20 protein-coding genes, 1 pseudogene and 1 riboswitch are annotated in these 25,619 nt (G+C 48.8%); of the genes and pseudogenes, 20 read left to right on the top strand and 1 reads right to left on the bottom strand.

The window, feature by feature from the left end; all coding sequences use genetic code 11:
* The 5 genes from B9A22_RS23635 to B9A22_RS23615 form a co-directional block, all read left to right on the top strand.
* Nucleotides 1-375: hypothetical protein (locus B9A22_RS23635; RefSeq protein WP_217806041.1), on the top strand; the 375-nt coding region annotated here is incomplete at its 5' end.
* A 515-nt stretch (nt 376-890) separates the two neighbouring features.
* A riboswitch (cyclic di-GMP riboswitch) is annotated at nt 891-976 on the top strand.
* 99 nt (nt 977-1,075) lie between these two features.
* Entirely contained in the window at nt 1,076-2,809 is a 1,734-nt protein-coding gene (locus B9A22_RS23630) for a ShlB/FhaC/HecB family hemolysin secretion/activation protein (RefSeq protein WP_084578398.1), read from the top strand.
* Nucleotides 2,810-2,821: 12 nt separating this feature from the next.
* Nucleotides 2,822-9,751 (top strand): two-partner secretion domain-containing protein, encoded by a 6,930-nt coding sequence (locus B9A22_RS23625; protein ID WP_084578397.1) that lies wholly within the window; start codon nt 2,822-2,824, stop codon nt 9,749-9,751.
* A gap of 78 nt (nt 9,752-9,829) precedes the next feature.
* Entirely contained in the window at nt 9,830-10,099 is a 270-nt protein-coding gene (locus B9A22_RS23620; protein ID WP_084578396.1) for a hypothetical protein, read from the top strand.
* Complete coding sequence (locus B9A22_RS23615) at nt 10,096-10,533, top strand: OmpH/Skp family outer membrane protein (protein WP_084578395.1); 438 nt, start codon at nt 10,096-10,098, stop codon at nt 10,531-10,533. The genes B9A22_RS23620 and B9A22_RS23615 overlap by 4 nt, the downstream gene beginning before the upstream one ends.
* Before the next feature lie 284 nt (nt 10,534-10,817).
* On the opposite strand, the gene B9A22_RS23610 is transcribed toward B9A22_RS23615, so the two are convergent.
* On the bottom strand, nt 10,818-11,501 hold the full coding sequence (locus tag B9A22_RS23610) for a flavodoxin family protein (RefSeq protein WP_084578394.1): 684 nt from the start codon (nt 11,499-11,501) through the stop codon (nt 10,818-10,820).
* Nucleotides 11,502-11,620: 119 nt separating this feature from the next.
* Here B9A22_RS23610 and B9A22_RS23605 point away from each other — a divergent pair, with 119 nt between their 5' ends.
* The 15 genes and pseudogenes from B9A22_RS23605 to B9A22_RS23535 all read left to right on the top strand — a co-directional run.
* On the top strand, nt 11,621-11,950 hold the full coding sequence (locus tag B9A22_RS23605) for a winged helix-turn-helix transcriptional regulator (protein WP_084578393.1): 330 nt from the start codon (nt 11,621-11,623) through the stop codon (nt 11,948-11,950).
* Nucleotides 11,951-12,262: 312 nt separating this feature from the next.
* Nucleotides 12,263-13,738 carry a sensor histidine kinase gene (locus tag B9A22_RS23600; RefSeq protein ID WP_245824121.1) on the top strand — a complete coding sequence of 492 codons (1,476 nt, stop codon included), beginning with the start codon at nt 12,263-12,265 and terminating at the stop codon, nt 13,736-13,738.
* Entirely contained in the window at nt 13,704-14,297 is a 594-nt protein-coding gene (locus B9A22_RS23595; protein WP_084578392.1) for an ANTAR domain-containing response regulator, read from the top strand. The genes B9A22_RS23600 and B9A22_RS23595 overlap by 35 nt, the downstream gene beginning before the upstream one ends.
* A gap of 435 nt (nt 14,298-14,732) precedes the next feature.
* Nucleotides 14,733-16,124 carry an ethanolamine permease gene (eat, locus tag B9A22_RS23590; protein WP_084578391.1) on the top strand — a complete coding sequence of 464 codons (1,392 nt, stop codon included), beginning with the start codon at nt 14,733-14,735 and terminating at the stop codon, nt 16,122-16,124.
* A gap of 36 nt (nt 16,125-16,160) precedes the next feature.
* The gene (locus tag B9A22_RS23585; RefSeq protein ID WP_084578390.1) at nt 16,161-16,502 is read left to right on the top strand and encodes a BMC domain-containing protein; all 342 of its coding nucleotides are present in this window, start codon (nt 16,161-16,163) and stop codon (nt 16,500-16,502) included.
* Between the two features lie 12 nt (nt 16,503-16,514).
* Entirely contained in the window at nt 16,515-17,939 is a 1,425-nt protein-coding gene (locus B9A22_RS23580; RefSeq protein WP_084578389.1) for an ethanolamine ammonia-lyase reactivating factor EutA, read from the top strand.
* Between the two features lie 34 nt (nt 17,940-17,973).
* A complete protein-coding gene (locus tag B9A22_RS23575) occupies nt 17,974-19,338 on the top strand; it encodes an ethanolamine ammonia-lyase subunit EutB (protein WP_084578388.1) in 1,365 nt (454 codons plus the stop codon).
* A gap of 12 nt (nt 19,339-19,350) precedes the next feature.
* The gene (gene eutC, locus B9A22_RS23570; RefSeq protein ID WP_084578387.1) at nt 19,351-20,247 is read left to right on the top strand and encodes an ethanolamine ammonia-lyase subunit EutC; all 897 of its coding nucleotides are present in this window, start codon (nt 19,351-19,353) and stop codon (nt 20,245-20,247) included.
* Nucleotides 20,248-20,282: 35 nt separating this feature from the next.
* Entirely contained in the window at nt 20,283-20,930 is a 648-nt protein-coding gene (eutL, locus tag B9A22_RS23565) for an ethanolamine utilization microcompartment protein EutL (protein ID WP_084578386.1), read from the top strand.
* A gap of 19 nt (nt 20,931-20,949) precedes the next feature.
* Nucleotides 20,950-22,422, top strand: coding sequence for an acetaldehyde dehydrogenase (acetylating) (locus B9A22_RS23560; protein ID WP_084578385.1), 1,473 nt, complete (start codon nt 20,950-20,952; stop codon nt 22,420-22,422).
* A gap of 39 nt (nt 22,423-22,461) precedes the next feature.
* A complete protein-coding gene (locus B9A22_RS23555; protein ID WP_084578384.1) occupies nt 22,462-22,770 on the top strand; it encodes a BMC domain-containing protein in 309 nt (102 codons plus the stop codon).
* 50 nt (nt 22,771-22,820) lie between these two features.
* On the top strand, nt 22,821-24,155 hold the full coding sequence (gene pduL, locus B9A22_RS23550) for a phosphate propanoyltransferase (RefSeq protein WP_084578383.1): 1,335 nt from the start codon (nt 22,821-22,823) through the stop codon (nt 24,153-24,155).
* A 117-nt stretch (nt 24,156-24,272) separates the two neighbouring features.
* The gene (locus B9A22_RS23545) at nt 24,273-24,953 is read left to right on the top strand and encodes a hypothetical protein (RefSeq protein ID WP_139796367.1); all 681 of its coding nucleotides are present in this window, start codon (nt 24,273-24,275) and stop codon (nt 24,951-24,953) included.
* Nucleotides 24,950-25,255 carry a EutN/CcmL family microcompartment protein gene (locus B9A22_RS23540; RefSeq protein ID WP_084578381.1) on the top strand — a complete coding sequence of 102 codons (306 nt, stop codon included), beginning with the start codon at nt 24,950-24,952 and terminating at the stop codon, nt 25,253-25,255. Before B9A22_RS23545 ends, B9A22_RS23540 begins: the two co-directional genes overlap by 4 nt.
* Nucleotides 25,252-25,619, top strand: a pseudogene (locus B9A22_RS23535) (electron transport complex protein RnfC); the annotation flags it as partial. The gene B9A22_RS23540 and the pseudogene B9A22_RS23535, both read left to right, overlap by 4 nt.

The raw sequence follows: 25,619 nt of genomic DNA, 5'->3' as shown, positions 1-25,619 counted from the left end.
TACAAATGGAGCAGCTACGCTGGATATATGCAAGAGAACCATTACTATCAAAAAATAGTGGATACAAAAATGGTTCTTGGACTTTTTTCTGAAGACCGTCAAACAGCCAAAAGGCAATTTAATGAATATGTAAATCAGGAATGTACTGATGAATTTATAGATATTGAAGAAGTCGAAAAAATGGATGAGGAGGACGCCAAAAATCTATTTAGAGAAATGATGAATAGCTTAATGGAAGAAAAAAGAGATAATAATGCCCAAATAATGGAAGAGGTTATTAGAATTTTTAGAGATAAGACCAATCTATCAATACGTCAGATAGCAGCAATTACATGTTTGAATAAGGATAAAATAAATAAGATGTTGCGAGGTTAGACAAAAGAACCGTCACCTTGTCCTCCCTTGTCCTCTCCCGATTTTTGATATTAATGTGAGAGCAGTTGAAAAATTAGAGTCAGATGGTAAAAAATTATTTATTCATAGGAGAGAGCCTAACAAAACAGTGATAATGTACTTCAAACCGAATTTTAGGTTAGAAGTAGAGATCTAGGCTTGAATTATCTTCCTTGGAATTCCGAGATTCAAACAAAGTGTAAACAGAGCAAGCCTTGAGTATTAGTATACATCAAGGTTTGCTCTGTTTTTAATCACCATCTTACTTGACGCTTACATTAGACGGACTCAAAAAACTTATATATGAGGCATTTTGTTTCCAGAGATAAAGAATAAATATGTAAATAATTGAGATTAATTTAATTTACAACAAAAAAAAGCAGGATTCTGGCGATTTATGGCGTAATTACTAATTATTCCTATTTTTAGAAAATTATTATCAAGGCGAAATGAGAGAATTTCTTATTGACGCAATGCTAGCATGTCTCTCCTAACGCCGGCATATTGGGCAAACCTGGCGAAAGGCAGGGACGCAAAGCTATGGGTCTAACGAATTATCATCTAAGATTGCCAAGCTGCATTAGTGATTTTGCTATGCAGTTTGGCATTTTTTTTATCACTCCCAGCAAAAAGGAGGATTTGTATCGGTCAACATTCTAAGAACGCGCAGGATCGCTAGATCATGCCTATGAAAACATACCAAACAGGAGGGAAGGATATTATGGACTTATATAAAACTCACCATATTCAACACAACAAAGTTTGCCTGCTGTCTACTGCTTTATTATTAACTCTTGTGGCTCCCTGCTTCGCCGCTCCTGCCCCCGACCTGCCCGACGCCGGCCAAGTGTTGCGCAGCACGCAGATTACCGGGAAATTTTTGCCGAAAGAGGAGCGGCCTGATTTGACGGTTAAAGAACAGCCGCTGCGGCCGCCGCTGAGCGAGGCTGGCGGCCTTAAAGTCCGGGTGGAAGACATTACGGTCATCAACCAGGATATCTTTACTACCACTGAACTGGCGGCTCTCTATCAAGAACAGTTACATAAAGAGTTGACCTTCAGCGAACTCAGCCAAATAGCGGCTAAAGTCACTCAATACTTCAAGGATCACGGCTATCTGGTTGCCCAGGCATACCTGCCGGCGCAGGAATTTGACCAGGGCAGGCTGGAGATCGCAGTGGTAGTGGGCCGCTATGGTGATATCATCCTGAAAAACAAGAGTGCCATCAGTGAACAGGCGATCAGACAACAATTGGCTGCTCTGCAGCCGGGCGCCTATATCAACAACAAAGAACTGGAGCGCGTCGCCCTGCTGGTAGGCGACCTTGCCGGCGTAGCCGCCAAGCTGACTTTAACACCCGGCAAGAGTGCCGGTATTGCTGACTGCATTGTGGAAGTTACCGACAAAATAGGCGATACCCATGGCAGCATCACGGTCAATAACTGGGGCAACCGCTTCATTGGCCGGGTGCAGAGTGCGCTTACCTACAATGTGGAAAATCTGACCGATAGCGGGGATACGTTAAGTCTAAGTGTAACTGGCGCTGATTCGGACATTTCCCTGACGGGAGCCAATTACTGCCTGCCAGTGGCAGACGGACTGACGCTCAATATGGGATATTCCAAAGTACGCTACTGGCTGGGCGAAGACTATGCCTATCTTGAGGCCCACGGCACTGCCTACAGCAAACACGCCGACCTGACCTGGGCTCTGCTCCGTTCACGCACATCCAATATGAACCTGCAGTTTGGATATGATCATAAAACCTTTAGTGATCGGACGGATATAATCAGTAGTGTGACCGATAAGTCTTCCCATGCCGTCAGCCTAGGGCTGAGTGGTGACAATCGCGACAGCTACGGGGGTGGTGGTGTTACTGCCTATTCCCTCCAATGGTATGACGGCGGCTTGTCAGCTCAGTCCAATGCGAGCGTGCCGCCGACCGGCCACTGGAATAAGACTGCCTACAATCTGTTCCGGCAGCAGACAATCAATAAGCGTTTGTTCCTGCAAACGGCCTTCAGTGGGCAATGGGCTTCAACTAAACTGGATTCTTCGGAGCGATTTTCTTTAGGAGGGGCCAATGGTGTGCGGGCTTATCCGGCTGATGAGGCTTCCGGCGACGAAGCCTGGCTGTTTACCGGAGAACTGCACTGGAACATACCACTCAAAGAATCGAAGCAGACGCTGCAGCTCGTCGGCTTTTATGATACCGGTGTATCTCATATCGAAAAAGACTCGACTGACCAGGATAACCGCCGGTCACTGTCCGGAGCCGGTCTGGGCATCCTGTGGGGCGTGCCGGGTGACTATGCAGTTAAAGCTAACTATGCCTGGAAGGCAGGCAGCACTGCCGCCCAGTCCGATACGGACAAAAATGGCCGGCTTTGGCTGCAGGGTGTAAAATATTTTTAAGGAGGGGTAACCATGCAACGCAAATGGAAAAGGCATTGGCGGCGGGCATTGTCCAGAGTGGTTGTACCGGCCGTTGCTGCGGCAACGATATTTTTCAGTGTCTACGCGACCGGTCTGGCCAATCCCAGCGGTGGAACAGTGACCAGCGGCAGCGGGTCTATTACTAATAGCGGTACAACTACCACCATTACCCAAGCGACAGACAAGCTGGCTATTAACTGGCAGAGCTTTAACATTGCCAAAGGTGAGACAGTCAGCTTCCTGCAGCCCGGCGCCGGTTCAGTGGCGTTAAACCGGGTTGTGGGAAATAGCGGCTCGGCTATTTACGGTGCCCTCAACGCCAACGGCAAAGTATTTTTAATTAATCCTAACGGTATCTTGTTCGCTCCCGGTTCGCAGGTCAACGTCGGCAGCCTGGTGGCTTCCACGCAGAATCTGAGCGACAGTGATTTCCTGAAAGGGAACTACACCTTTACCGGTACAGACGGCAGCGGAACTGTGCTGAACCAGGGAACAATCCAGGCGGCGGATGGCGGCTATGTGGCGCTCTTAGGCAACCAAGTTACCAACGAAGGTGTTATCCTGGCCAATCAAGGCTCAGTTGCGCTGGCGGCCGGCAACGCTACCACACTGGACTTTACCGGCGACGGCCTGATTAACCTGAACGTCAGCCAGGCAGCACTGGACGCGCAGGTAACCAACAGCAACCTCATCCAGGCCAATGGCGGCTTAGTGGTCATGACGGCCAAAGCCGCCGGGGATCTGACAGGTACGGTGGTAAACAATACCGGCATCATCCGGGCGCAGGGGCTGGCGGCAAAAAATGGCAAGATCGTGCTGGATGGCGGGACAAGCGGTGCTGTGCAGACTTCGGGAACATTGGATGCATCGTCTACAACCGGTATGGGGGGTGTCATTGAAGTCACTGGTGAAAATATTGTGCTTGGCGATAATGCCCGATTGTTGGCCGGCGGCGCAACCGGCGGCGGACAAATCAACATCGGCGGCGGCTGGCAGGGCAGCGGGGATATCAGTCATGCCAAAACCACGACGGTGAATGCTTCGGCGGTATTGGACGCCAGTGCGACCAATACCGGCAACGGCGGTACAGTGGTAGTCTGGTCGGATGATAAAACCACCTTTGCAGGCACCATTACGGCCAAGGGTGGTCAAAACGGCGGCGACGGCGGGCAGGTGGAAACGTCAGGCAAGCAGACGCTGAAAGTAGCTGATACGGCCAGAGTCAATACGCTGTCGGTAAACGGCAAAAGCGGAAACTGGCTGTTAGATCCGCAAAATTACACCATTGCTGCCAGTGGCGGCGATATAACCGGCGCAACGCTTAGCACCAATCTCAGCGGTGGCAATATAACCATCCACTCCAGCGATGGTTCGGCCAGCGGCAGCGGCGACATCAATGTCAACGATACCGTTACCTGGAGCAGCGATAATACGCTGACATTGCAGGCCGACCGGAATATTAACATCAACAGTGCGATTACCGCTGGCGGTGGTCTTATGTTAGTAGCCAGCAATGATATCAACATGACTAGCGCATCTATGACCTATACCGGCAGCAACAGCTCATTTATCACAATGCAGGCCGGGCAGAATATTACGCTGACTGATGCCATCATTCAGTCTACGGATGGCGCTCTTGATGTGACGCTGAGTGCCGGTTTGGAGGCAACTTCAGCAGGATCAATCAAGATGTTAATGAACACGTCGGGTTCGAAAATCCTTTCCTCCGGCGGCGACATCCTGCTTGGCGGGGCAGTAACAGGCGGTGTGCTAGGCGCGCTTAATGGCAATCCTAACGACAACGCCATTCAGCTCAACAATGCGGAATTAATAAGCGGCAGTGGAAAAATAGTGATGAAAAGCGATGGCGGTCATACTGCTGTTGTTTTGACAGACTCCAAATTGACCACGACAACCGGCGATATCTGGATCGAAGGGACAAGCAGTCTTGGCGTTCCAGCGAATGGAGTTAATATGCAGGGCACTGCCAGCCGGGCCAACATGGCGATTAGCAGTCAGGATGGCAATATTACTATTAAAGGTACAAGCCTAGGCGGAACGGACTGGCACAATACCGGAATATGGCTGACAAAGGTGCTGATTGAGACGACCGGCACCGGCAATATAACAGTAGAAGGAACGGCAGGAGCAGGCACGCATGCATCGCGAGGCCAGAATCAAGGGATCAGGATGCTGACAGACTCGTTAATTCAAACCGTCAACGGCGACATTTCCCTAGTCGGTATTGGTGCCTCCAGTGCAGGGACTGAAGGTTTCAATTACGGCATTTGGCTTTATGATAGTTCTCTTCAGTCAACAGGCAGCGGCGATATTTCCCTGCAAGGTGTTGGCGGGGCAGGCGGCGATTACAACTTTGGCGTCGCCATCGACAAAAGCGGTGCAGGCAGTTTTGTAACTACTAATACAGGAACTATTGATATCACTGGTACAGGGGGAACAGTTGGCACAGACCTCCGCGGCATCTATTCCGTGGCCGGCACTGCTATTTCCTCAACCAGTGGTGATATTTCCCTGACAGCAACCGGTACTAACTCGCAAGGCTATGCGTTGACTAACCGAAGCACAATTTCGACTGGCGGAACCGGCACCATTTCTTTGACCGGGGTGGCTGTTAATGGTGTGGGAGGCTCGGTCAGTTCCTCTGGAACATTGACAACAGACAAACAGGCCATTACGATTGCGGCCGATGGTAATATTGCGCTGAATAGCAATATTAACGCCGGCACAACACTTAACAATACCGGCGGCGTCATTACCTTGCAATCCAATGGCGGCACAGTTACTGATGTATCCGGGATTACAATAGCTGCCGACGGCCTGGTACTGAAAGGCTCGGGTGCAAGCTATGTCTTGGATGACGCCAACTATATTATCGGTCGACTGGCGGCCGACACCGGCAGTATTACCTTTGTTCAAACCGGCGGCGTTTCCATTGATACAGTGGGTTCGGTCAGCGGCATTACCGCCACGGGGCCGGTTTCAATCACAACGCCTTCTCCGGTTTCCGGCAGCGCGACCCTATATATTAATGCCCCGATTACGATTACCTCAAATATGCCAACCACGTTAACACTGCGTTCAGGCAATGATCTGATTTTAAACCAAGGTAGCGCTATTACGGCAGGTAATGCGGCGGTTAATGTACTCATGGCCTCCAACCTGTCCGGCAATGGCGGTTATGTCCGTCTGTTGCAGAATTCAGCAGTTACCACCAATGGCGGTTCACTGATAATTGGCGGCGGGAACAATGGAACTGATTATGCCGTTGCCGCCGATCCTTATGAATATGAGGGAGTTTGGATTGCCACTTCTACGATTAATACCGGTGCAGGCGATATTACCGTACGCGGCAAAGGCTATAGTGGTGTCCGGATTAACGGCGGCAGCCTGACCACGACTAGTGGCAGTATAATCCTGGACGGCATAGGCGATGCGACAGGGGGCAGTGACGCAAGCCAGACGGGCGGTACTGGTGTATTCATTAAATCTTACACCGGACTAGACGGAACCCTTCAGCCGACAGTGCCGGCGGTTATCCAAACAGATACCGGCAACATTACCATAACGGGAACGTCCAACAACAGCGGTACTGACTCTTTTGGCAGCCAGAATTATTTTACCGGTGTCAATATCTTTTCGGATAGCCGTGATATAAGTGAATCAACCACCTACAAAGGAGTCTATATTGGCAGTCGCAACGGTGATATTACAATAACCGGTCATCGCTCTGCCGGAGATGCTTCGGCAAACGGCAATGCCGGCATCAACACGTCTTCACTGACCCGCATTGAAACAACCGGTAGCGGCAATATCAGCTTATCCAACGATAACGGCGGCACGGCACCTGCCAATGAAACCGGGATTATCCTGGCTGGTGATGTTCTGTCCGCCGGCAGCGGCAATGTGACGGTGCGCGGCATAGAAGGTCTTAATTTAGCAGGCGGCAATATCACAGCCGCTAACGGCTATATTTCTATGTACGCAACTGAAAACGCTACACAGGTGAATGCGGCAACCAATCTCAGCAGCGGTACAATTAACGGCAATTTGCTGCTGGATGGCAGCGCCGTCTATACTCTGACCAGCAGCCAGAACGGGATACGGACACTGGCCGGATCCGCCCGCGGTCTCAAGCTGACAACAGGTACGCCGCTCACGGTAGGGACGGTGAACAGTGTCAGCGGGCTGGACGTGCTGGAGGACCTCTTTCTCACTGTGGCGTCAGAAGGCGGCTTGCTGACAATTGATGCACCGGTTGCCCGGCATTACTCGACTCATACTTTTGGTTTGACCGCAGACCGCATGGCGATTAACGCCCAAGTTGATCAGGGGCAAACAAACGCTACGTGGGCCAAGATTGCGCCTTACACAGCAGGCTGGGGTATTGCTTTTGGCTCGACTACTGACACTGCGTCCAACGCCCTGGAAATTTCGGCGGCTGAATACGCTAAGCTTGGTATCGTAACAGGCAGTGGCGGAGCCACCTCGCGTAATATTCAATACGGCGACACGAGCACCGGGGCAATTCAAATCACCGATTACATGGTAAATAATTCTGCCGATAACCAGTACCGGACGAGTGTCCGTTTAGTAAATTCATCAGCTATAACCGAAAGTGGCGCGGGAGCACTTGAGGCGGATAGTCTCGTCGTTCTGTCTGACGGTGATATAACGCTTAACGGTTTGAACAAAGCCAATTATTTCGCAGCAGTTTCCAATAATCATGACATCAAATTCCATGATGCATTGTCAGATGGTGGAGGTCTGGCTATATATCCCATTGGTTCGTATGGCGGCATTAATGCCGGTACGGGAAACATCACATTGACTATTGACGGGATTGCATCCGTTGTCAATATGGGAAGCTCTATTACTGCCAATGGACTTGAGTTAATAGGACCGTCAGCCAGGTTCTGGCTATATGGATCACCTGGCGTAGATTTGACAATCAATACCCTTGCCGGTAATGTTGGCACAGCCGCAATCGGCACCACAAGCAGCTTCTCCATTGGCACTGTTGGCAGTACTGTGGGACTAACCAGCAATGGAGTTATGACTGCCGGCGGCTTTAAAAGAGCCTTAGGTCTTGAATCCGGCGGAACAATCACGCAGACAGCAGCCATTAGCGCTCTGGATCTTTACCTTGGTGAAGGTAATTTCGATTTAACCAATGCCAACAACCATGCAGAGAAAATAACCACATATTCTTACACCAATGATAACAATACCAGTACGGTAAATGTTAACTATTATGACAAGGGAGATATTCTTGTAAATACGGCCTATGAAAATCTTTATGCGTCAGGTACTGTGAAGCTGCAGGGAAAATCCATCAGTGTCCCGGATGGTGATGCTGGCAATAATGGCATGGGAATTGTTAGCGGCGGCGACATCACCTTAATTGCCGATCAAGATATCACCATCGGCAGCAGCATTAGCAGCTCGGGCGGAGATATCCTGCTGACGGCAGGCGAGAAGTTCATCAACAATACGGCCAGCAATACCGGGCTGGTGGCGAACGCAGGCCGGTATATGGTCTATTCGGCAAACCCGACTGATACGATTGAAGGTATGACAGGCTACAGCAAACATTATAATCAAGCCTATACAGCCGGGACAACGCCAGACTATGCTTCCAGCGGCAACTGGTTTTTCTACAGCATCGCTCCCGTCATCAGCGTGACGCCGGGAAGCCAGAGTGCTACTTACGGCACATCGCCTGGCAGTTTTACGCCCGGATATACCGGACTGATTGATGGCGATACCGCTGCAACGGCCGACATCAGTGGCACGGCTGCCTTCAGCATCGGCGGTTCGCTGTCAGGCAGCGGCAACTATACCGCCGGCAGCCATGAGGTGACTTATACAGGCGGTTTAGCCAGCTCATTAGGATACACATTCATGGATAATGCGATCTCGCTCAATGAACTGACAGTAACGTCTAAGACGCTGATGGTGACGGCGGTAGGCGGCAGCAAGGTATATGACGGTACTTCGACAGCGCCGGTAACCTACGAAGACAACCGTGTGGCGGGAGATAGCCTGACGGTGAGCGGCAGCGCTGTGTTTATGGATACCGCTCTAGGAACCGGCAAGCCGGTAAGCATCGGCGGCTTGACTCTCGTCGGCACCGACGCTGCCAATTATACACTGCTTAATCAAACAGCCGGTGTGACAGCCGATATTCTTCCGGCTGCACCCAATGAGCAAATTGAGACCGCCGTTACGCGTTCCGGCAACCAGACGACCATCCAGCCTGCTAGTCCGGTTTTACCTGGCAATGAAACAGGCGGGAATTCCGTACCGGTAGAAATCGTCCAAACAGGCATTAATCAGGCCGGCCTCACACCGTTTGTGCCGACAGTTCAGACACCGGACGTTGCACCGCCAAGTCCAAGCCAGGCGCCAGTTCAGCTAACGCCGTTAGGCGGGCAGACAAGCGGCTATAACGTAGCCGTATCCGGCCAGACCTTGACGGTAACGCCTGTGAACGCAATCCCGGCAACCGGATCAGCAGCAGAAAGTTCCGGCAATCTGGCTGTATTATCGGTCAAACCGGGCGAAGAGGCGCAGCCTGTCGGCTACTATGCGGCGACCGGCGGCAGCGATGGTCTGACGCTGGCTCCAGCAGCCGCCGGCGTACAGGCAGTGCCGACTGAGCCGGCGGATACTGCGGCGGTAACGACCTACCACCTAGCCGCCGTGGCTGGCGCCCAGGCTGAATTCAGGATCCATTACGCGGACGGCGCGCTCAGCATTCATCCGGTGAATGAAGCGGCAGTCGCCTTGCTCCAGGCCGGCGGCGACAGCAGCGAACTGGTGGTTGCCACCGGGATTCTGACAGCGCTGCAAAATCTGGGTGTTACGGTACAGTCTATAGCAGCGGTATACCTGCATTAACCGGCAGCAGTCCGCATGTTTTGCGGATCGCTTTTAGTGATTGTCATTTAATAATTAAGATAACTAAGGAGGACTACTATGAATCAGGAATTCTTCGCCGATGGCATCAGTGCCGTCCACGTCACTGGCCAACTGGTCCGCATTGATTTATTGACAGTGCAGCCGCATCTCAAGAGCGACAACGGCCAGCCGGTGGTCGAAATTAACAAGAGGCTGATTATGCCACTGGAGGGGTTTATCCAAGCACTATCCCTTCAGCAGGACATTGTTCAAAAATTGATTAACACCGGCGTGCTGAAACAAGGCGGACCTGCAACAGCGGCGCCAAAGGGAGAGGAACAAGAATGATACGTCTGCTGCGAAAACGGATTATCCCTGTAGTATTGTCCCTGATCCTGCTGCTGGCAGCAGGTGCCGCCCAGGCCGCTCCGGCCCTTGGGCCAGTGGGCTATGCAGACTTCCTCTACCTGGTCAACCAGCACCCCGACACGGCAAAGGCCAATGACTTGCTGCAAGCCGAGCAGGTCAAGGCAAAGCAGGAGTATGAAAGTAAAATTGCCGAGCTGAGCGATAAGGAAAAACTGGAACTTGACAGGCAGCTTATGCTGCGGTTGGAACAGAAGCGGTTGGAATTGTTAAAGCCAATTTCCGACAAAGTGGTGGCAGCCGCCAATGAAGTGGTGAGAGAAAAGGGCTTATCTATCATTATCAGCAAGAAAGAAGTGATTTCCGGCGGCGTGGATGTCACAGCAGATGTGCTGAAAAAGATCAGCGGCAAATAAACAGCAGCAAGTATAGTTTTGTTAGGCTATGTTTTCAAATTGTGTTGAAATAATTTAAGCGATAGATTATGTTAACACGTTTCAGGGTGATACTACCCACAGTAATGCTGAGGGACGGTTTTGGCTTGATTATCTTCCCTGGAATTCCGAGATTCAAACAAAGTGTAAACAGAGCAAGCCTTGAGTAGTACATCAAGGTTTGCTCTGTTTTTATCCACCACTTACTTGACGCTTACTTCTAAAAAAGGAGTCACTGAACAGAGGGCATCAATTTAGCGTATCATTTATTGCCCGGCTGGCTCTCCTGCGCCAATATCTGAAAGATTTTTAGTTACAAATCTAGCTCCCATGTCGAAGGCTTTTTCACAGTCGGTTGGAAATATTTCTTGGCGTCGTTTAGCCTTATCAGCTTCATTAAATGCTGTTACAACATACTTGGAATAATCGCTAAATTGATAAGTATCTGTGGCCAGCAAAGTCTCTGTAGTTCCGAAAAGCCTCTCAAAGCACATTTGATTTGCAGAGAAGACACGGTCATATCCCCATTCCTTAACCATATCTTCCCTAATATTCATTGTGTAGATAAGACCGACCGGTTTTTTCTTTTCAACAAGGGATGAGTAATTTTTGTCATATACAAGGTATTGAAAGGCCAGACGTTCGATGAGTGATCTCATCTCACCAGTAACATTTCCAAAGTAGATAGGAGAACCAAGGATAATAGCATCAGCCTTTTCAATTTTTTCTAAGACTGGGGTCAGGTCATCCTGATAAGCACACTTCCCGTAACTTGCTCCACCTTTTAATTTACAGGCAAAACAGCTTATACATCCCTTAAAGTTGAGGTCATAAAGATGGATGAGTTCAGTTGTAGCCCCTTGTGAAGCTGCTCCTTCCAGAGCCTTATTCAATAGCGTTGCCGTATTCCAATTTTTTCTGGGGCTTCCGTTAATCCCTAATACGTTCATAGATAATACCCTCCAGTTTATTCATGTTTACTTGACTGCTTCCTCTAAAGTATATATTATTTTATTAAAAATGAAAGTATGCACTTTTATGGTAGATACTATATAAAAGGAGAGTAATAATGGCAAATTGGTCAAAAAACTGCGACTGTTCGATCGTCTATACACTATCTGTTGTCAGTGGTAAATGGAAGTGGCTTATACTCTACAGATTGTCTGCAAATGGAGTGCTAAGATATGGTGAGTTGAAAAAAGTTCTACCAGGGATTACTCATAAAATGTTAAGTCAGCAGCTAAAAGAACTGGAAGTTGAACAATTGATTCATCGGGAAGAATATCATCAAATTCCACCTAAGGTAGAATATTCGTTAACAGCCAAAGGAAAAACATTACTTCCGATACTGGATCTTATGTCTGAGTGGGGAAAAGAGAACAGGCCATCTAGACAATAAGCGGACAATGAGGCGGTGGCCATATCTGGCTTCTGCTGAAAGGCTATTGCTGAGGCTATCATAAACTGGGTTTAAAAATCTAAGGATAAAGTTCATTCTTGTTTTTACAGTGAAGTAAGCAAATTCTAACAAACGGTTAGAATTTGCTTACTTCATTGTATTAGATGATGATTATTTTAAAGGATTCGGCCTCAGTTTGTGGTAATTAATACTAGACTTGACAAAAAATGTAGAGCCATGTCAAAATGTACGTATTACAAATAAAACGGACAAAGAAGGCTTAATGATGAAGTATTATGGAGGCTTTAGTCTGTGAAAGAAGAGTATGACTCGCTAGTATTTCGTAGTCTTTGTCAGCAATATACGGATTTGAACCTGAGTGAAGTAGATGATCTTGAGAATATGGTCCAGCAGTTGCCAATTATTGCTGAGTTAACAGGAACTGATATTTTTATTGATGCCTTATTAAAAAATGGCGTTGATTCGATTGTACTGGCCTGGGTGCATCCTCCAGGGCGTTCACTGTACAAGCAGAGTGTGGTTGGCGAGATTGCTTATGCTACTAAGGAGCCTGCGGTATTTCAAGCTTTCTCCCGGGAGGGGATTGTCCGAAATGTTCGGGGATTGAGTCAAGAGGGCGTTCCTATTGATCAGACGGTTGTACCGCTTCGCAGCAGAAACAAAAAAGTCATCGGTGTAATCATTATGGAAAAGGATATTTCAGCAGAAATTCGCCACGAGGAACAAGTTGAATTTCTTAGTCAAACGGCAGAACGACTAAGTAGTACCTTAATGTCATTGACATTTACTGGTTTTGCCTGGGAGGAGTGGGTCGGTAACGGCATCTTTGTCCTTAATCAAAAAGGGGAAATTATTTATGCGAATAAAAATGCGACACGGATAAGTAAGGCCTACTTTCCTGACTCACCATTAGGCGCTAATTTAATGAAAGCATTATCTTTTGGGTCAATGCAGGAGATGTTAGACAGTCTTGCCTCGCCGATGGAGTATAAAGTGGATAACTCCCATTTCCTTTTTCGAGTTCACCCGCTGGTGAATTATATGGAGTTATCAGGCTGTGTCGTCTCGATTCAGGATGTTACAGAATTACGGCAGAAGGAACGCCAGTTAGATGTGCAAAGTGCCATCATTAGAGAAATTCATCATCGTGTAAAAAACAATTTGCAAAATGTTGTATCCCTCTTAAATTTACAAAAACGGCGAATGGGCTCAGAGGTTGTAAAGAAAGAGTTCGAAGCATGTGTAGCCCGAATTCTCTCCATTGCGAGGGTCCATGACGTGTTTGCGCATCAAAACTGGAATTCCCTGAATATTTTGGATTTAGCTGGCTATATTGCCGAAAATCTGGTGGAAAGTTACACTTTATCAGATCAAAACATCAAAATATCTGTGCAGGGGCAAGAAGTAAGAATCCCTGATAGCCAGGCTGTTTCTGTCGCATTAGTTCTCAATGAGCTAATCACAAATAGTCTGAAACATGGCATCAAAGAGGTAATAGACGGAGAAATCAGCATTTTTGTAGAAGAATCTGATGGAATTGTTCACATGATGATTGCCGATACCGAGAGCCAGGATAGCGATATAGTTCTATGTATAACAGGTGAAGGACTGGGGTTGTATCTGGTTAAATTATTGGTTTGTGAGCAAATGGGTGGCACATTCCAGATCGAACGCCGTACAGGTTCAACAATAGCGAAGGTTTCATTTCCATTGTATAGGAAGGAGGAAGATTATGACTCCCTTGTCGATACTGATCGCGGAAGATGAAGCACTTACCCGGGTAGATGTTAAAGCCATGCTTGAAAACGCAGGGTATGTGGTGTGCGGCGAGTGCTCCAATGGGCGTGAGGCTGTTGAAGTTGCAAAACGTACTTCGCCAGATTTGGCTATTTTGGACATTATGATGCCTAACCTTGATGGGTTAGAAGTCGCGAAAATCTTTCAGGGCATGAATATTCCGGTGATTATGCTTACTGCCTACAGTCAAGCGAGCTTTATCAGGCGTGCTGAATGTGTGAATGTTTGTGGTTATCTTGTAAAACCAACCTCGGAGAACGGTCTGCTGGCGATGGTTCGCATAGCATATGCCAGATGGAAAGATACCCAAAATATTAAACAAGAATTAGCCGAGACAAAAGATCAGCTAGCCAATCAGCAAACAATTGCCCATGCTCGTGTTATTTTAAAAGACAGGCTGGGTGTTTCAGAGCAGGAGGCTCATCGGCAATTATTGCGCCAAGCCATGCGGGAACGGTTAACCTTGGTGGAGTTGGCTAAACGAATTATTATAAGTCAGAAGGCGAAGAAGAGTTCGGGACAATGTTAGCTTAGCAATTTTTTTATATTTTTGAGCAAAATCTTGCAGGAATTATTAAATACAAGGCGAATTATCAAAATTGAAGATTTATTCAGAATTGAACATCTGATGCTGTACGTAGTTAGCTAGGAAACTGTAGGGCAATAGCGCCCTTAGTAAACTGTTGATACAAGGTAGATTTAAGAGTAAACGCCATTTTGGTCGGTGTGAGTTGGAAGCAGACAAGGGAATATGGGTAATAGCGCCCTTTATGACTGTTAAGCTTAGCTTAACAGTCATAAAGGGCGCTATTTTTTTAACAAACAGTAACACCCTGCCTTAGAAGCAGAATTAAGGTGGTGGTGAACTGGATAAAAAAATCAGGCGGTTAGGGGGGCGGAATAAAACAACTAGGATCTATGTGTTACACGATTGTCTAATCAGTAAAGTAAGGGGGAGCATGTAATGAGTAATTTGGAAAAACCGGTAGTTAATAGTGCTCAAGCCAGTACCGGAGGAGAGAACACTCAACTTACGCGAGTTTTGACACCTATCCATCTCTGGGCCTTGGCTGTAGGACTGGTTATTTCAGGGAATTATTTTGGCTGGAGTTATGGTTTTGGTGCAGGTGGGGTAATCGGGTTAGCCATTGCGCTTGTGCCAGTTACTATTTTTTATGTGACATTTATTCTTTCTTATTCAGAACTCGCAACAGCGATTCCGCATGCCGGCGGTCCATCTGCGTATGCGCGGCGGGCCTTAGGTAAGTTTTGGGGCTATATGAGCGGGATAAGCTGCCTCATTGAATTTGTATTTGCGCCGCCGGCCATTGCCTTAGCGGTAGGTGGGTATATCCATAATATTATGCCTGATATCCCTGCAATGACAGCAACAATAGTTGCATTTTTGTTATTTATCTTTATCAATTATTGGGGAATGAAAGTATCAGCTACATTTGAGCTTATTGTTACAGTAGTAGCACTGATTGGCCTAGTGATTTATTGGATTTTGGCTATACCGCATTTTGAAATGTCCCGGGTAATGGCCGAGCCGCTTTTGCCGAATGGCTATAGTGGAATTATGGCGGCAGTTCCTTTTGCTATCTGGTTCTATCTGGCCATTGAAGGCGGCGCCATGGCAGCCGAAGAAATGGTTAATCCGCAAAAAGATATTTCTATCGGCTTTTTGACTGGCATGGGAACTTTGACAGTAATGGCCTTTGCGACACTTTTCCTTACTGCCGGTATTGCGGATGTTAAATTGATTGAAGCAGTGGATTTTCCGTTACCATTGGCTTTAAGCAGTGTCTTTGGTGAAAAATCTTTTTGGGTTATGGCAATCAATTTTATTGGCTTATTTGGCTTAATTGCTTCGCTGCATGGCATTATTGTCGGTTACTCCCGCCAAACGTATGCTATGGCTCGTACCGGATATTTACCGAAATTCCTGGCATATGTTCATCCAGAACATCACACGCCAGTATGGGCATTGATTTTGCCAGGACTAGTAGGGCTTGGTGCCGCCTTGACAGGCTTGACAAATGTTGTAATTACCATATCTGTATTTGGCTCGGTAATCATGTATATTATCAGTCTGGTAAGCCTGTTTGTACTACGGTCTAAGGAACCAGGAATGAACCGTCCCTTTAAAGTTCCGATGTTTCCGACTGTGCCGGCCATCAGCTTGGTTATTGCAGTATTTTGTGTAATCAGCCTTTTGGTGGCAAGTGTTGATAGTCTAATCTGGGTTGCCGTAGCTTACGCCGTAGCGATAGTCTATTACTTTATTTGGGGCAACAAAAACATCCGGCCTTTTGAAGAGGAATTCGGTGTGTTGGATGAATTGGATAAGCAGTAAAACAGTGAATCATTTTTACGAAAGGGGCAATAAAGCATGTCATACAAAGATGGATTAGTTGCTTTAGGCATGGTTGAGACAAAAGGGGTAGTGGGAAGCATAGAGGCTGCCGATGCCATGGTAAAAGCGGCTAATGTTCAGTTAATCGGCAAGGTAAAAGTGGGCGGAGCGCTGGTAACTGTGATGGTGCGTGGTGACGTCGGGGCCGTGAAAGCAGCTGTCGATGCAGGTGCCGCTGCTGCTGAACGTGTTGGCGAACTTGTCAGTTGTCATGTTATACCCCGGCCACACGCGGAGCTGGAAGCCATATTGCCAAGTATGCCGGCTGAAGAAAAACCGGCTAAAGCAGCAGCAAAGCCTGCTGATACCAGCAAGTGATCATGAAGTATTATGACAAAGGAAATTACTCTTACCAGTATCGGGATTGATATTGGGACGACTACTACCCAAATGGTCTTATCCCGGCTGACACTGGTTAATGTTATGCCGGGAACTCAGGTTCCTAAAATTGAAATCACACGGAAGAGTGTGGTGTATATGGGGGCGGTACACTTTACGCCCTTTCTGGACCGTAACCAGGTTGATGGAGCCGCTTTGCGCAATATTATTGCGCATGAGTATCAATGTGCAGGCATTCAACCCCAGGATGTTGACACTGGGGCAGTTATTATCACTGGGGAGACTGCCAAGAAAGAAAATGCAGCAGAAATTGTTCATGCTTTGGCAGAATTTGCCGGCGAATTTGTGGTAGCGACTGCAGGGCCGGATTTAGAAAGTGTGATTGCTGGCAAGGGCTCTGGTGCTGAGGCGATTTCCAAGCAACAGCATATGCGGGTGGCCAATTTGGATATTGGTGGCGGTACTTCCAATATCGCTATTTTTGATCGCGGTGTTTGCATCGGAACAGCATGTATTAATGTGGGGGGGCGACTATTTGAGGTCGACACACTGTCACACCGGCTTTCGTATATCAGCCCCCCGGCACAGAAACTGGCAAGCTGTTTAGAGAATCAATCAGGCAGGACACTTTTTCCTGCTTGTTCATTTGAGACAGAGCAGGCAGCTATTAAAGCTTGCTTAACTGAGATGACGCACTGTGTCGACCGAGTTTTGTTTCATCAACCGTCGGCAGCAGGAGATGCGGCGTTAGTAATGACCAATCATTTGCCGGCTGTTGCCTTAGATGGAATAGTTTTTTCCGGTGGCGTTGCCCGTTATATTTATCAACCGCAACTGGAGAATTGGTGGGTTCACGGCGATGTCGGGCCGTTACTTGCCGAGGCATATCGTGACAGTATGGCGTTTAAATCGCTGCAGGTTTATCAGGGAGAAGAAACCATTCATGCGACCGTACTCGGGGCAGGTATCCATACTGTAAATGTATCCGGGTCGACCGTCATGGTCAGTAAGAATGTTTTACCCTTGAGAAATATCCCGGCAATCTACCCTGAACAGAGGACGGACGGGACTTGGACATGGGTCAATCTAGCCCGGAATTTTGACAATTCTTTGTACCGGACATTTGCTTTGGTTGTGCCACCATTGCCTGACACTAATTTTACTACAATTGTCGCTTTGGCCCGGCAGCTTGCCACAGAGCTAATGCAGCTGGACGGTACTCCTAAAGTAGTTGTGGCGCAGCAAGACATTGGCAAGGTGTTGGGACAAAGCCTGCGCTGCATTCTGCCTGAGCAAGAAATAGTATGCCTGGACGGCATAGACCTAAAGCTTGGAGATTTTCTCGATATAGCAAAACCCCTGCCTTATGAAGAAGCAGTTCCGGTCATTGTAAAAACCCTGGTGTTTGCGCGATAAAGACTTGCACCAGGCAAAGGAAGGAGTGAAACGCGTGAAGCTGAAAACGAGGCTTATGGGCCAAAGCTTTAGTTTTAAAAGCGTTAAAGAGGTTCTCGCAAAAGCCAATGAGATCAAGTCTGGCGATATCCTGGCAGGCATAGCTGCAGAGAATGCCGCCGAGCGGATAGCTGCTAAGTATGTGCTCTCTCAACTAACACTTGAAGATCTCCGTAACAACCCGGTGGTGCCGCTGGAAGTGGACGAGGTTTCAAGGATTATTGACAATGATGTGAACGAGCCGGTCTACCGGTCAATCAAAAATTGGTCGGTGGCCGAACTTCGTCAGTATATTCTAGATGCGAACACTGCACATGAGGAACTCCACCGCATCAGCCGTGGTCTAACGCCTGAAATGGTTGCGGCGGCTGCTAAGTTGATGAGCAACCTTGATTTGGTAGTAGGAGCACGGAAGATTAGAAATACTGCTCATTGCAATACAACGGTTGGTGTTCCGGGATGTTTAGCCGCCCGCCTTCAGCCCAACCATCCGACAGATGGGGTTGATGGCATTCTTGCCAGCGTTCGCGAGGGGTTAGCCTATGGTGTGGGAGACGCTGTAATTGGACTCAATCCGGTAGATGATACCTTGCCGGCAGTTATCCGCAGTTTAGAAACACTGTATCAGTTTGTTCAAGAATGGGAAATTCCTACACAGATTTGTGTGTTGGCTCATATTACGACTCAGTTACGGGCGGTCCAAAAGGGTGCACCGGTTGATCTTTTATTTCAGTCAATTGCCGGTACAGAGGCTGGCAACAAGGCCTTTGGTATTGATAGCCGAATTTTGGATGAGGCTTATGCAGTAGGCTTAAAAGAAGGCCGGGCTACTGGACCTAATATCATGTATTTCGAAACAGGACAAGGGTCTGAGCTATCAGCTGAGGCGCATCATGGTGCCGACCAGGTTACACTGGAGGCGCGTTGTTATGGTTTGGCGCGTCATTATAAACCTTTTCTTGTAAATACCGTGGTCGGATTTATCGGTCCGGAGTACTTGTATGACACTCGTCAGGTAACACGTGCTGGTCTGGAAGATCACTTTATGGGAAAACTGACAGGCCTGCCGATGGGGGTAGATGCTTGCTATACCAATCATATGAAGGCCGACCAGAATGATATTGAAAACTTGGCTGTGTTACTGACTGCAGCAGGTTGTACCTACTTTATGGGGATACCAATGGGCGATGATGTTATGTTAAATTATCAGACGACCAGTTATCACGATATTTCAGCTTTGCGTGAGGTGTATAACCTTAGGCCGTTGCCGGAATTTGAGAATTGGGCAGAGCGGATGGGCATTATGAGAGACGGCAAGCTAACGCCCAAGGCCGGTGACGCTACCATCTTTACGAAATAGGAGGCAGGATTTATGGGGGTGGACAATAATATCCGTCTGATTGTGGAACAGGTGCTGGCGGAGATGAATAAAACAGCAATAGACTCTGTTGAATGCAGCGTAACTCCACGGCAGCAAATGTCTTCTGAGGGGCAGACAGAGTATGCGGACGACTATTTGGATGACCTGGCGGGGATCGATTTGCAGAAATATCTTCAAGTCCCTGAGCCGGTAAATGCAGAACTATATAAAGATATGAAACTGGCAACACCATCCCGGATTGGAGTATGGCGCACCGGTGTACGTCCTTTGACAGATACCTTGCTCCGTTTCCGTGCCGATCACGCTATGGCGCAGGATTCTGTCCTGGGAGAGGTGCCAGAGAAATTTGCCGCACAATATAACATGGTACCGGTGGTAACGAAATGTTCTAGCAAAGATGAATACTTGACGCGACCGGACTTAGGTAGATTGCTTGATGCTGAGAATATCGAAATTTTGCGGCAGAGGTGTGAAAAAGGGGTCAAAGTACAGGTGGTAGTTGCTGATGGCTTGTCCAGCAAGGCGGTTGAAGCCAATATTCCCAATTTGCTGCCGGCAATGATTCAAGGGTTAAACAGCATGGGAATTGCTGTGGGAACAACCATTTTTGTAAAATATGCCCGCGTAGGGATTATGGACGTAATTGGTGAGGAGCTCAAACCGGAAGTTGTGATTGTTCTCCTTGGGGAACGGCCTGGTCTGGGGACTGGGGAAAGTATGAGCGCCTATATTGGCTATAATGCTCGCCGGGGGATGCTTGAAAGTGAAAGAACGGTAGTCAGTAATATTCATAAAGGTGGCTTGCCGTCAGCGGAAGCCGGGGCGCATTTAGCGGATTTATTAAAAAGAATCCTTGATGCTAAGGCGACAGGAGTTAATTTGAAGTGAAGCTTAGATAGTGTTGGAAAAAGGGAGGTTATGAAATGATCGAACCGATTAAGCCGAAGGTTCTTGCTGTACGTTTTATTCCCAATGTTGCACCCGATTTTGCTGAAAAACTGGGATTAGAATCGTACCAAAAATCAATTGGCCTAATTACTGCTACGATTGACGATGCGACCTATACCGCTCTTGATGAGGCAACCAAAAAAGCCGAAGTGGATGTTGTATATGCTAAAAGCTTTTATGCGGGCGCAGCCCACGCCTCAGGCCCCCGATCCGGCGAAATCATCGGCATATTGGCTGGGCCGTCGCCGGCCGAAGTAAGCGCTGGTATGGACGCTTGTATTAGTCATCTGGAAAATGAAGCCGTTTTTTATACTTGTGATGGTGGGGCTACAGCCTGGTTTGCTCATACCATATCCAGAACTGGTAGTTATCTGTCCAAAACTGCCGGAATACCAAATGGTGAACCATTAGCCTATCTGATTGCACCTCCCCTTGAGGCCATGTATGGAATTGATGCAGCATTGAAAGCCGCTGAAGTAGAAATGAAAGTGCTCTACGGTCCGCCGACTGAGACCAACTTCGGCGGGGCGCTCTTAACAGGGACACAAAGTGCTTGCCGGGCAGCCTGTGAAGCTTTTCAGCGAGCTGTAATTGACGTGGCAACCAACGCACTGAAGTTCTAACTGGGAGAGGTGGATAATAGTGGAACTTGACCGGGATTTAGCATCTGTGCAAGAAGTGCGCAATCTGCTAAAAAAAGCCAAAGAAGCTCAAAATGTCCTAAAAAGTTTTTCGCAGGTGCAAGTAGACGATATTATCAAGGCAATGCGAGATGCCGGAGAAGCAGAAGCATGCCGCTTGGCATCAATGGCGATAAGTGAAACAAGTATGGGTAAGTATGAGGACAAGTGTTTTAAAAACTATTTTGCCGCAAAGCATGTGTATGATTATATCAAGGATATGAAAACAGTCGGAATTATTGAGACAAAGGAAAAATTGTGGAAGATTGCCGAACCTGTCGGGGTAATTGCCGGGATTGTACCGACAACAAATCCAACTTCTACGGTCATATACAAGGCAATGATTGCCCTCAAGTCTCGTAATGCCATCGTGTTTTCTCCACATCCGACAGCAGCTCGTTGTACCGCTGAGGCAGCCGCTGTTATGAACCGCGCGGCTGTTGCCGCCGGAGCGCCTGAGGGTGTTGTTGGTTGTCTGACAAATATCTCGATGGAAGCCACTCAGGAATTGATGAAAAATCCGATCACATCAGTCATCTTAGCCACTGGCGGGAGCGCCCTGGTGAAAGCTGCCTACAGCAGCGGCAAACCGGCGCTTGGGGTTGGGCCTGGTAATGTTCCGGCTTTTGTTGAGCGAACAGCAGATTTGGCAAAAGCGGCTGAGTATATTATCGCCGGTAAGACTTTCGACAATGGTACAATTTGTGCGTCCGAGCAGGCAATAGTAGCCGAAGAATGTATTGCTGGAGAACTGATACAGCAATTAAAGCGCTACGGCGCGCATTTTCTTGAACCAGAGGAAGTCGAGAAGGTCTCTAAGGTGGTCATGTTGCCGAACAACAGCATGAATCCCCGGGTGGTCGGGAAAGATCCGCAAGTAATTGCGAAAATGGCCGGTATTAATGTGCCTCAGCATGCCAAGTGTTTGGTGGCTCCACTGAATGGCGTTGGATCACAGTGGCCGCTGTCTTATGAAAAACTGACTACTGTGTTGGGATTCTACCAGGTAAAGGATTGGGAAGAAGGCTGCGAAAAGTGCATGCAGTTGCTAGATATTGGCGGCATTGGTCATAGCTTGGCCATCCATACCAATAGCGAAGCGGTAATCCGGGAATTTGCCCTGAGAAAGCCAATTTTCCGCGTATTGGTAAATACCCCTTCGGCGTTAGGCGGGGTTGGCGCTACAACTGAACTTGCTCCCTCGTTTACCCTTGGTTGTGGAACTTGGGGTGGATCAAGTGTTTCAGAGAACGTAACTCCCTTACATTTAATCAATATCAAACGGGTTGCCTGGCATGTCAATATCCCGGAGCGTCCAGCAATTCAGCCCGCAGCCGGAGCACCAACCGTTAGTTCTACAAGTTCTGTCGACGCGCAAATTATAAAAGCCGTTATTGAAGAAGTCATGAAGGCAATGAAGTGTACTGTGAATTGATAAATACCACTAGTAAGAAAACTCGAGGAGGAAAATAAAATGGCAGAAGTACGCAATGTAGTTGCGTTAGGCATGATTGAGACCAAGGGGTTAATTCCGGCCATTGAGGCTGCTGACCAAATGTTAAAGGCTGCCAACGTTACTTTGTGTGGCAAAGAACATGTATCTGGCGGCTATGTAGCTGTGATGGTTCGTGGTGATGTCGGGGCTGTAAAGGCAGCTATCGACGCAGGTGCCTTGGCAGCCGAACGTGTCGGTGAAATTGTCAGTGTGCACGTCATTCCGCGGCCTCATGCCAGTGTGGAATATGTCTTGCCTGTCGGTGATAATAAAGCCTACGGCAATTAATCAATCACCTCTTAAGCGCTACCATCTGAAACAACCGGGAGGTGATACTTGTGATTATATCCGAACACGTACTTAGGGCCAATTGGCATAAGACAAAGTCAAATACCATAACCATTCCCCAAGGAAGTATCATCACACCTTCAGCGCGCGATTTCTTGCGATCACAAGCGATACAGGTTCAGTATGAAGGGGAGACCGTATTAAAGGCGGAGCCGGAGAAGACTCCCACCGCGGCAGGGAGAATGCTGTCGACTAACCAGGGCAATGCTGCCAGCAGAGCTTCTGCTGGCGAAGCCTCACACCCAAAACCTGAACACATGACACACTTGCGGGGCAAGCAGCTGATTCTGAAAACCCATCCGGTCATTGCCTGGCGGGGGCAGCTTGACCGGTTTGGCTGTGACCTGGTGGAAACGCAAACCCTGCTGGTCAAGGCTGGCGAAACCAAGTTCGCAGCCCAATTAGAAGAAGTGGCCCTGCGTGCCCAACAGCTCATGGTAGCAGAAGTCCGTGAGCTGCCCATCGAGTTTGGCACTCTATTTGGCTGGACGGCAGACGAGATCAGGGACATGTCCCACCATCCGGACAAATACTTTGGCATCCCCCATACGCCCATGAGCTATCAGGACGGGTGGATCGTCGCCCGGTTAAACAGCCTGCGTTCCAAGATCCGGGAGGTTGAACTCTATGCCAATCGTGCCTTTACCGCCGATGACGGCAGCTGCAGCCGGCCTGATATCATCCTATTGCTCAACCGGCTGTCAAGCCTGTTCTATGTTCTTCTTTGCCAGCGGCGGAGTGAACAGCGGGAAAAGAGGATCCTCCCCATCGGCATATCCAACCGGCATCTCCATCTGTCACAGAACCATCTGGAGCTACTTTTCGGCGCCGGTTATTCCCTAAAGAAACGGAAAGAGCTGTCCCAGCCTGGACAATTTGCGGCTGAGGAGACCGTTACCTTAGCGGGGCCCAAAGGAAACATTGAAAACGTTCGCGTTCTCGGGCCAGTCCGCCCGGAAACCCAAGTAGAAGTCAGTGTGACCGATTGTTTTCACCTGGGGATTGAGCCAGAGCTGCGCGATTCCGGGCAGATTGCAGGGACAAGCGGCGTAGAACTCATCGGGCTGGCCGGTACCGTACGATTAGACCACGGCGCCATCGTTGCCGCGCGGCATATCCATCTGCACAGCGATCAGGCAAAAAAATGGAACCTCCGGGACGGACAACGGGTCACTGTGCGCGTCGAGAGTCAGCGGCCTGCCCTGTTTCAGAATGTACTTGTCCGGGTTAGCAAGGAGTTTAAAGGCGAGCTGCACCTCGATACCGATGAAGCCAATGCAGCCCTAGTAAAACCAGATACAGAGTGTATCATTGTGGAGGTGTAGCTCATGAACGAAGCCATGCTGAAGGAAATCATCACCCGGATCCTGTCATCGCCTGAGCTGCAAACCCTGCTCACCCAAAGCACTCCGGGACAAGGGGCTAAGCCAGGCTGTCTGATCGTGCTCAATCACCAGGACGGCGTGCGCCAGCTGCCTGAACTCGCCCAGCGGTATAGCCAGGACTACAGCCTGGAAGTCTGTATTATCGGCCCGGTTGAACTGGCAGCCAACAAAATAAACCGGGTTACGTACGAACAAGCCATCAAACAGTCCCACTGGGCCCGGCTGCAGATCCCGGTGTGTACCCCCGACCAACTGGCCCAAATCGCCCTGGGCCTCAGCGCCGACCCAACCACCAAACTGGTGGCCTGGGCCATCGCCACCGGCATACCCGTGGAAATCGGGCAGGTGCAGTGGGGCTTTACCGCCAAAACACCGGAAAAATACCGGCAGCTATTTGCCGGCTATCTCCGCCAAGTCGCCGAATTTGGCGTCCTGATGCATGGGAACTGTACCGCCGGGCCACAGCCTGCAGGCCTTACCAGCCAACCGGCAGCACCGCACAACAGTCAGGCTTTGCAAACTATCCCCGCACCTTATAGCAGCCAACAACCACCAGAAACTCAACCACAACAGCCTGCGGGTGTAACCTATGAGAAAAGACTGCTATCAAATAAAGAGGCCTTACGGCTAAGCGGAGTCGTGCGGCTGAGTAAAACAACAGTCATTACGCCAGGCGCCATCGATGTACTCAAACAGCAGAAAGTAGAAGTCTACAGGGAAGGGGTTCGGTTCTTATGATCATCGCACGGGTCATTGGCAATGTGTGGGCGACACGCAAAGAAGAGTCCCTGAGAGGGCTTAAGTTTCTGGTAGTACAGCCGGTGGTCATGAAATATAAAGAAACCGGTGAAGTGTATCTGGAAGGCCGCGGCGACACCCTGGTTGTTGGTGACCGGATTGGCGCCGGTGAAACCGAAATCGTCATGATTGCCAGCGGCTCTTCGGCCAGACAAAGCCTGCCAGATACCCATATCCCAGTTGATGCCATGGTCGTGGGCATTATTGACAAAGAGACATTTGAATCCGGATGTGGCGTATGAGTGATATCGTCACAAACGTAAAAACAGCTGGCGTAGTAGGCGCCGGCGGCGCAGGCTTTCCTACCCATGTCAAACTGGCCGCCCAAGCCGACATCTATATCGTCAATGCGGCCGAATGCGAACCCATGCTCAGAACAGACCAGCAATTGGCAGCCCGCTATCCGGAACTACTCCTTCAGGGCCTCACCCAGGCCATGGAGGCAACAGGTGCCAAAGAAGGCATCATCGCGCTGAAGGCCAAATATCAGGCAGCCATCAAAGCTCTGGAGCCCTTATTACCGCCCCAGATCCGGATTGAGATCCTGCGGGATATCTACCCGGCTGGTGACGAAGTCATTACCATCTGGCTGACAACCGGCCGGCG

Origin of the sequence: Sporomusa malonica (assembly GCF_900176355.1) — a bacterium.
In the GTDB taxonomy this organism is placed as follows: domain Bacteria; phylum Bacillota; class Negativicutes; order Sporomusales; family Sporomusaceae; genus Sporomusa; species Sporomusa malonica.
Note: the sequence above shows the minus strand (reverse complement) of the source record. Positions and strands in the feature narration are given on the sequence as shown.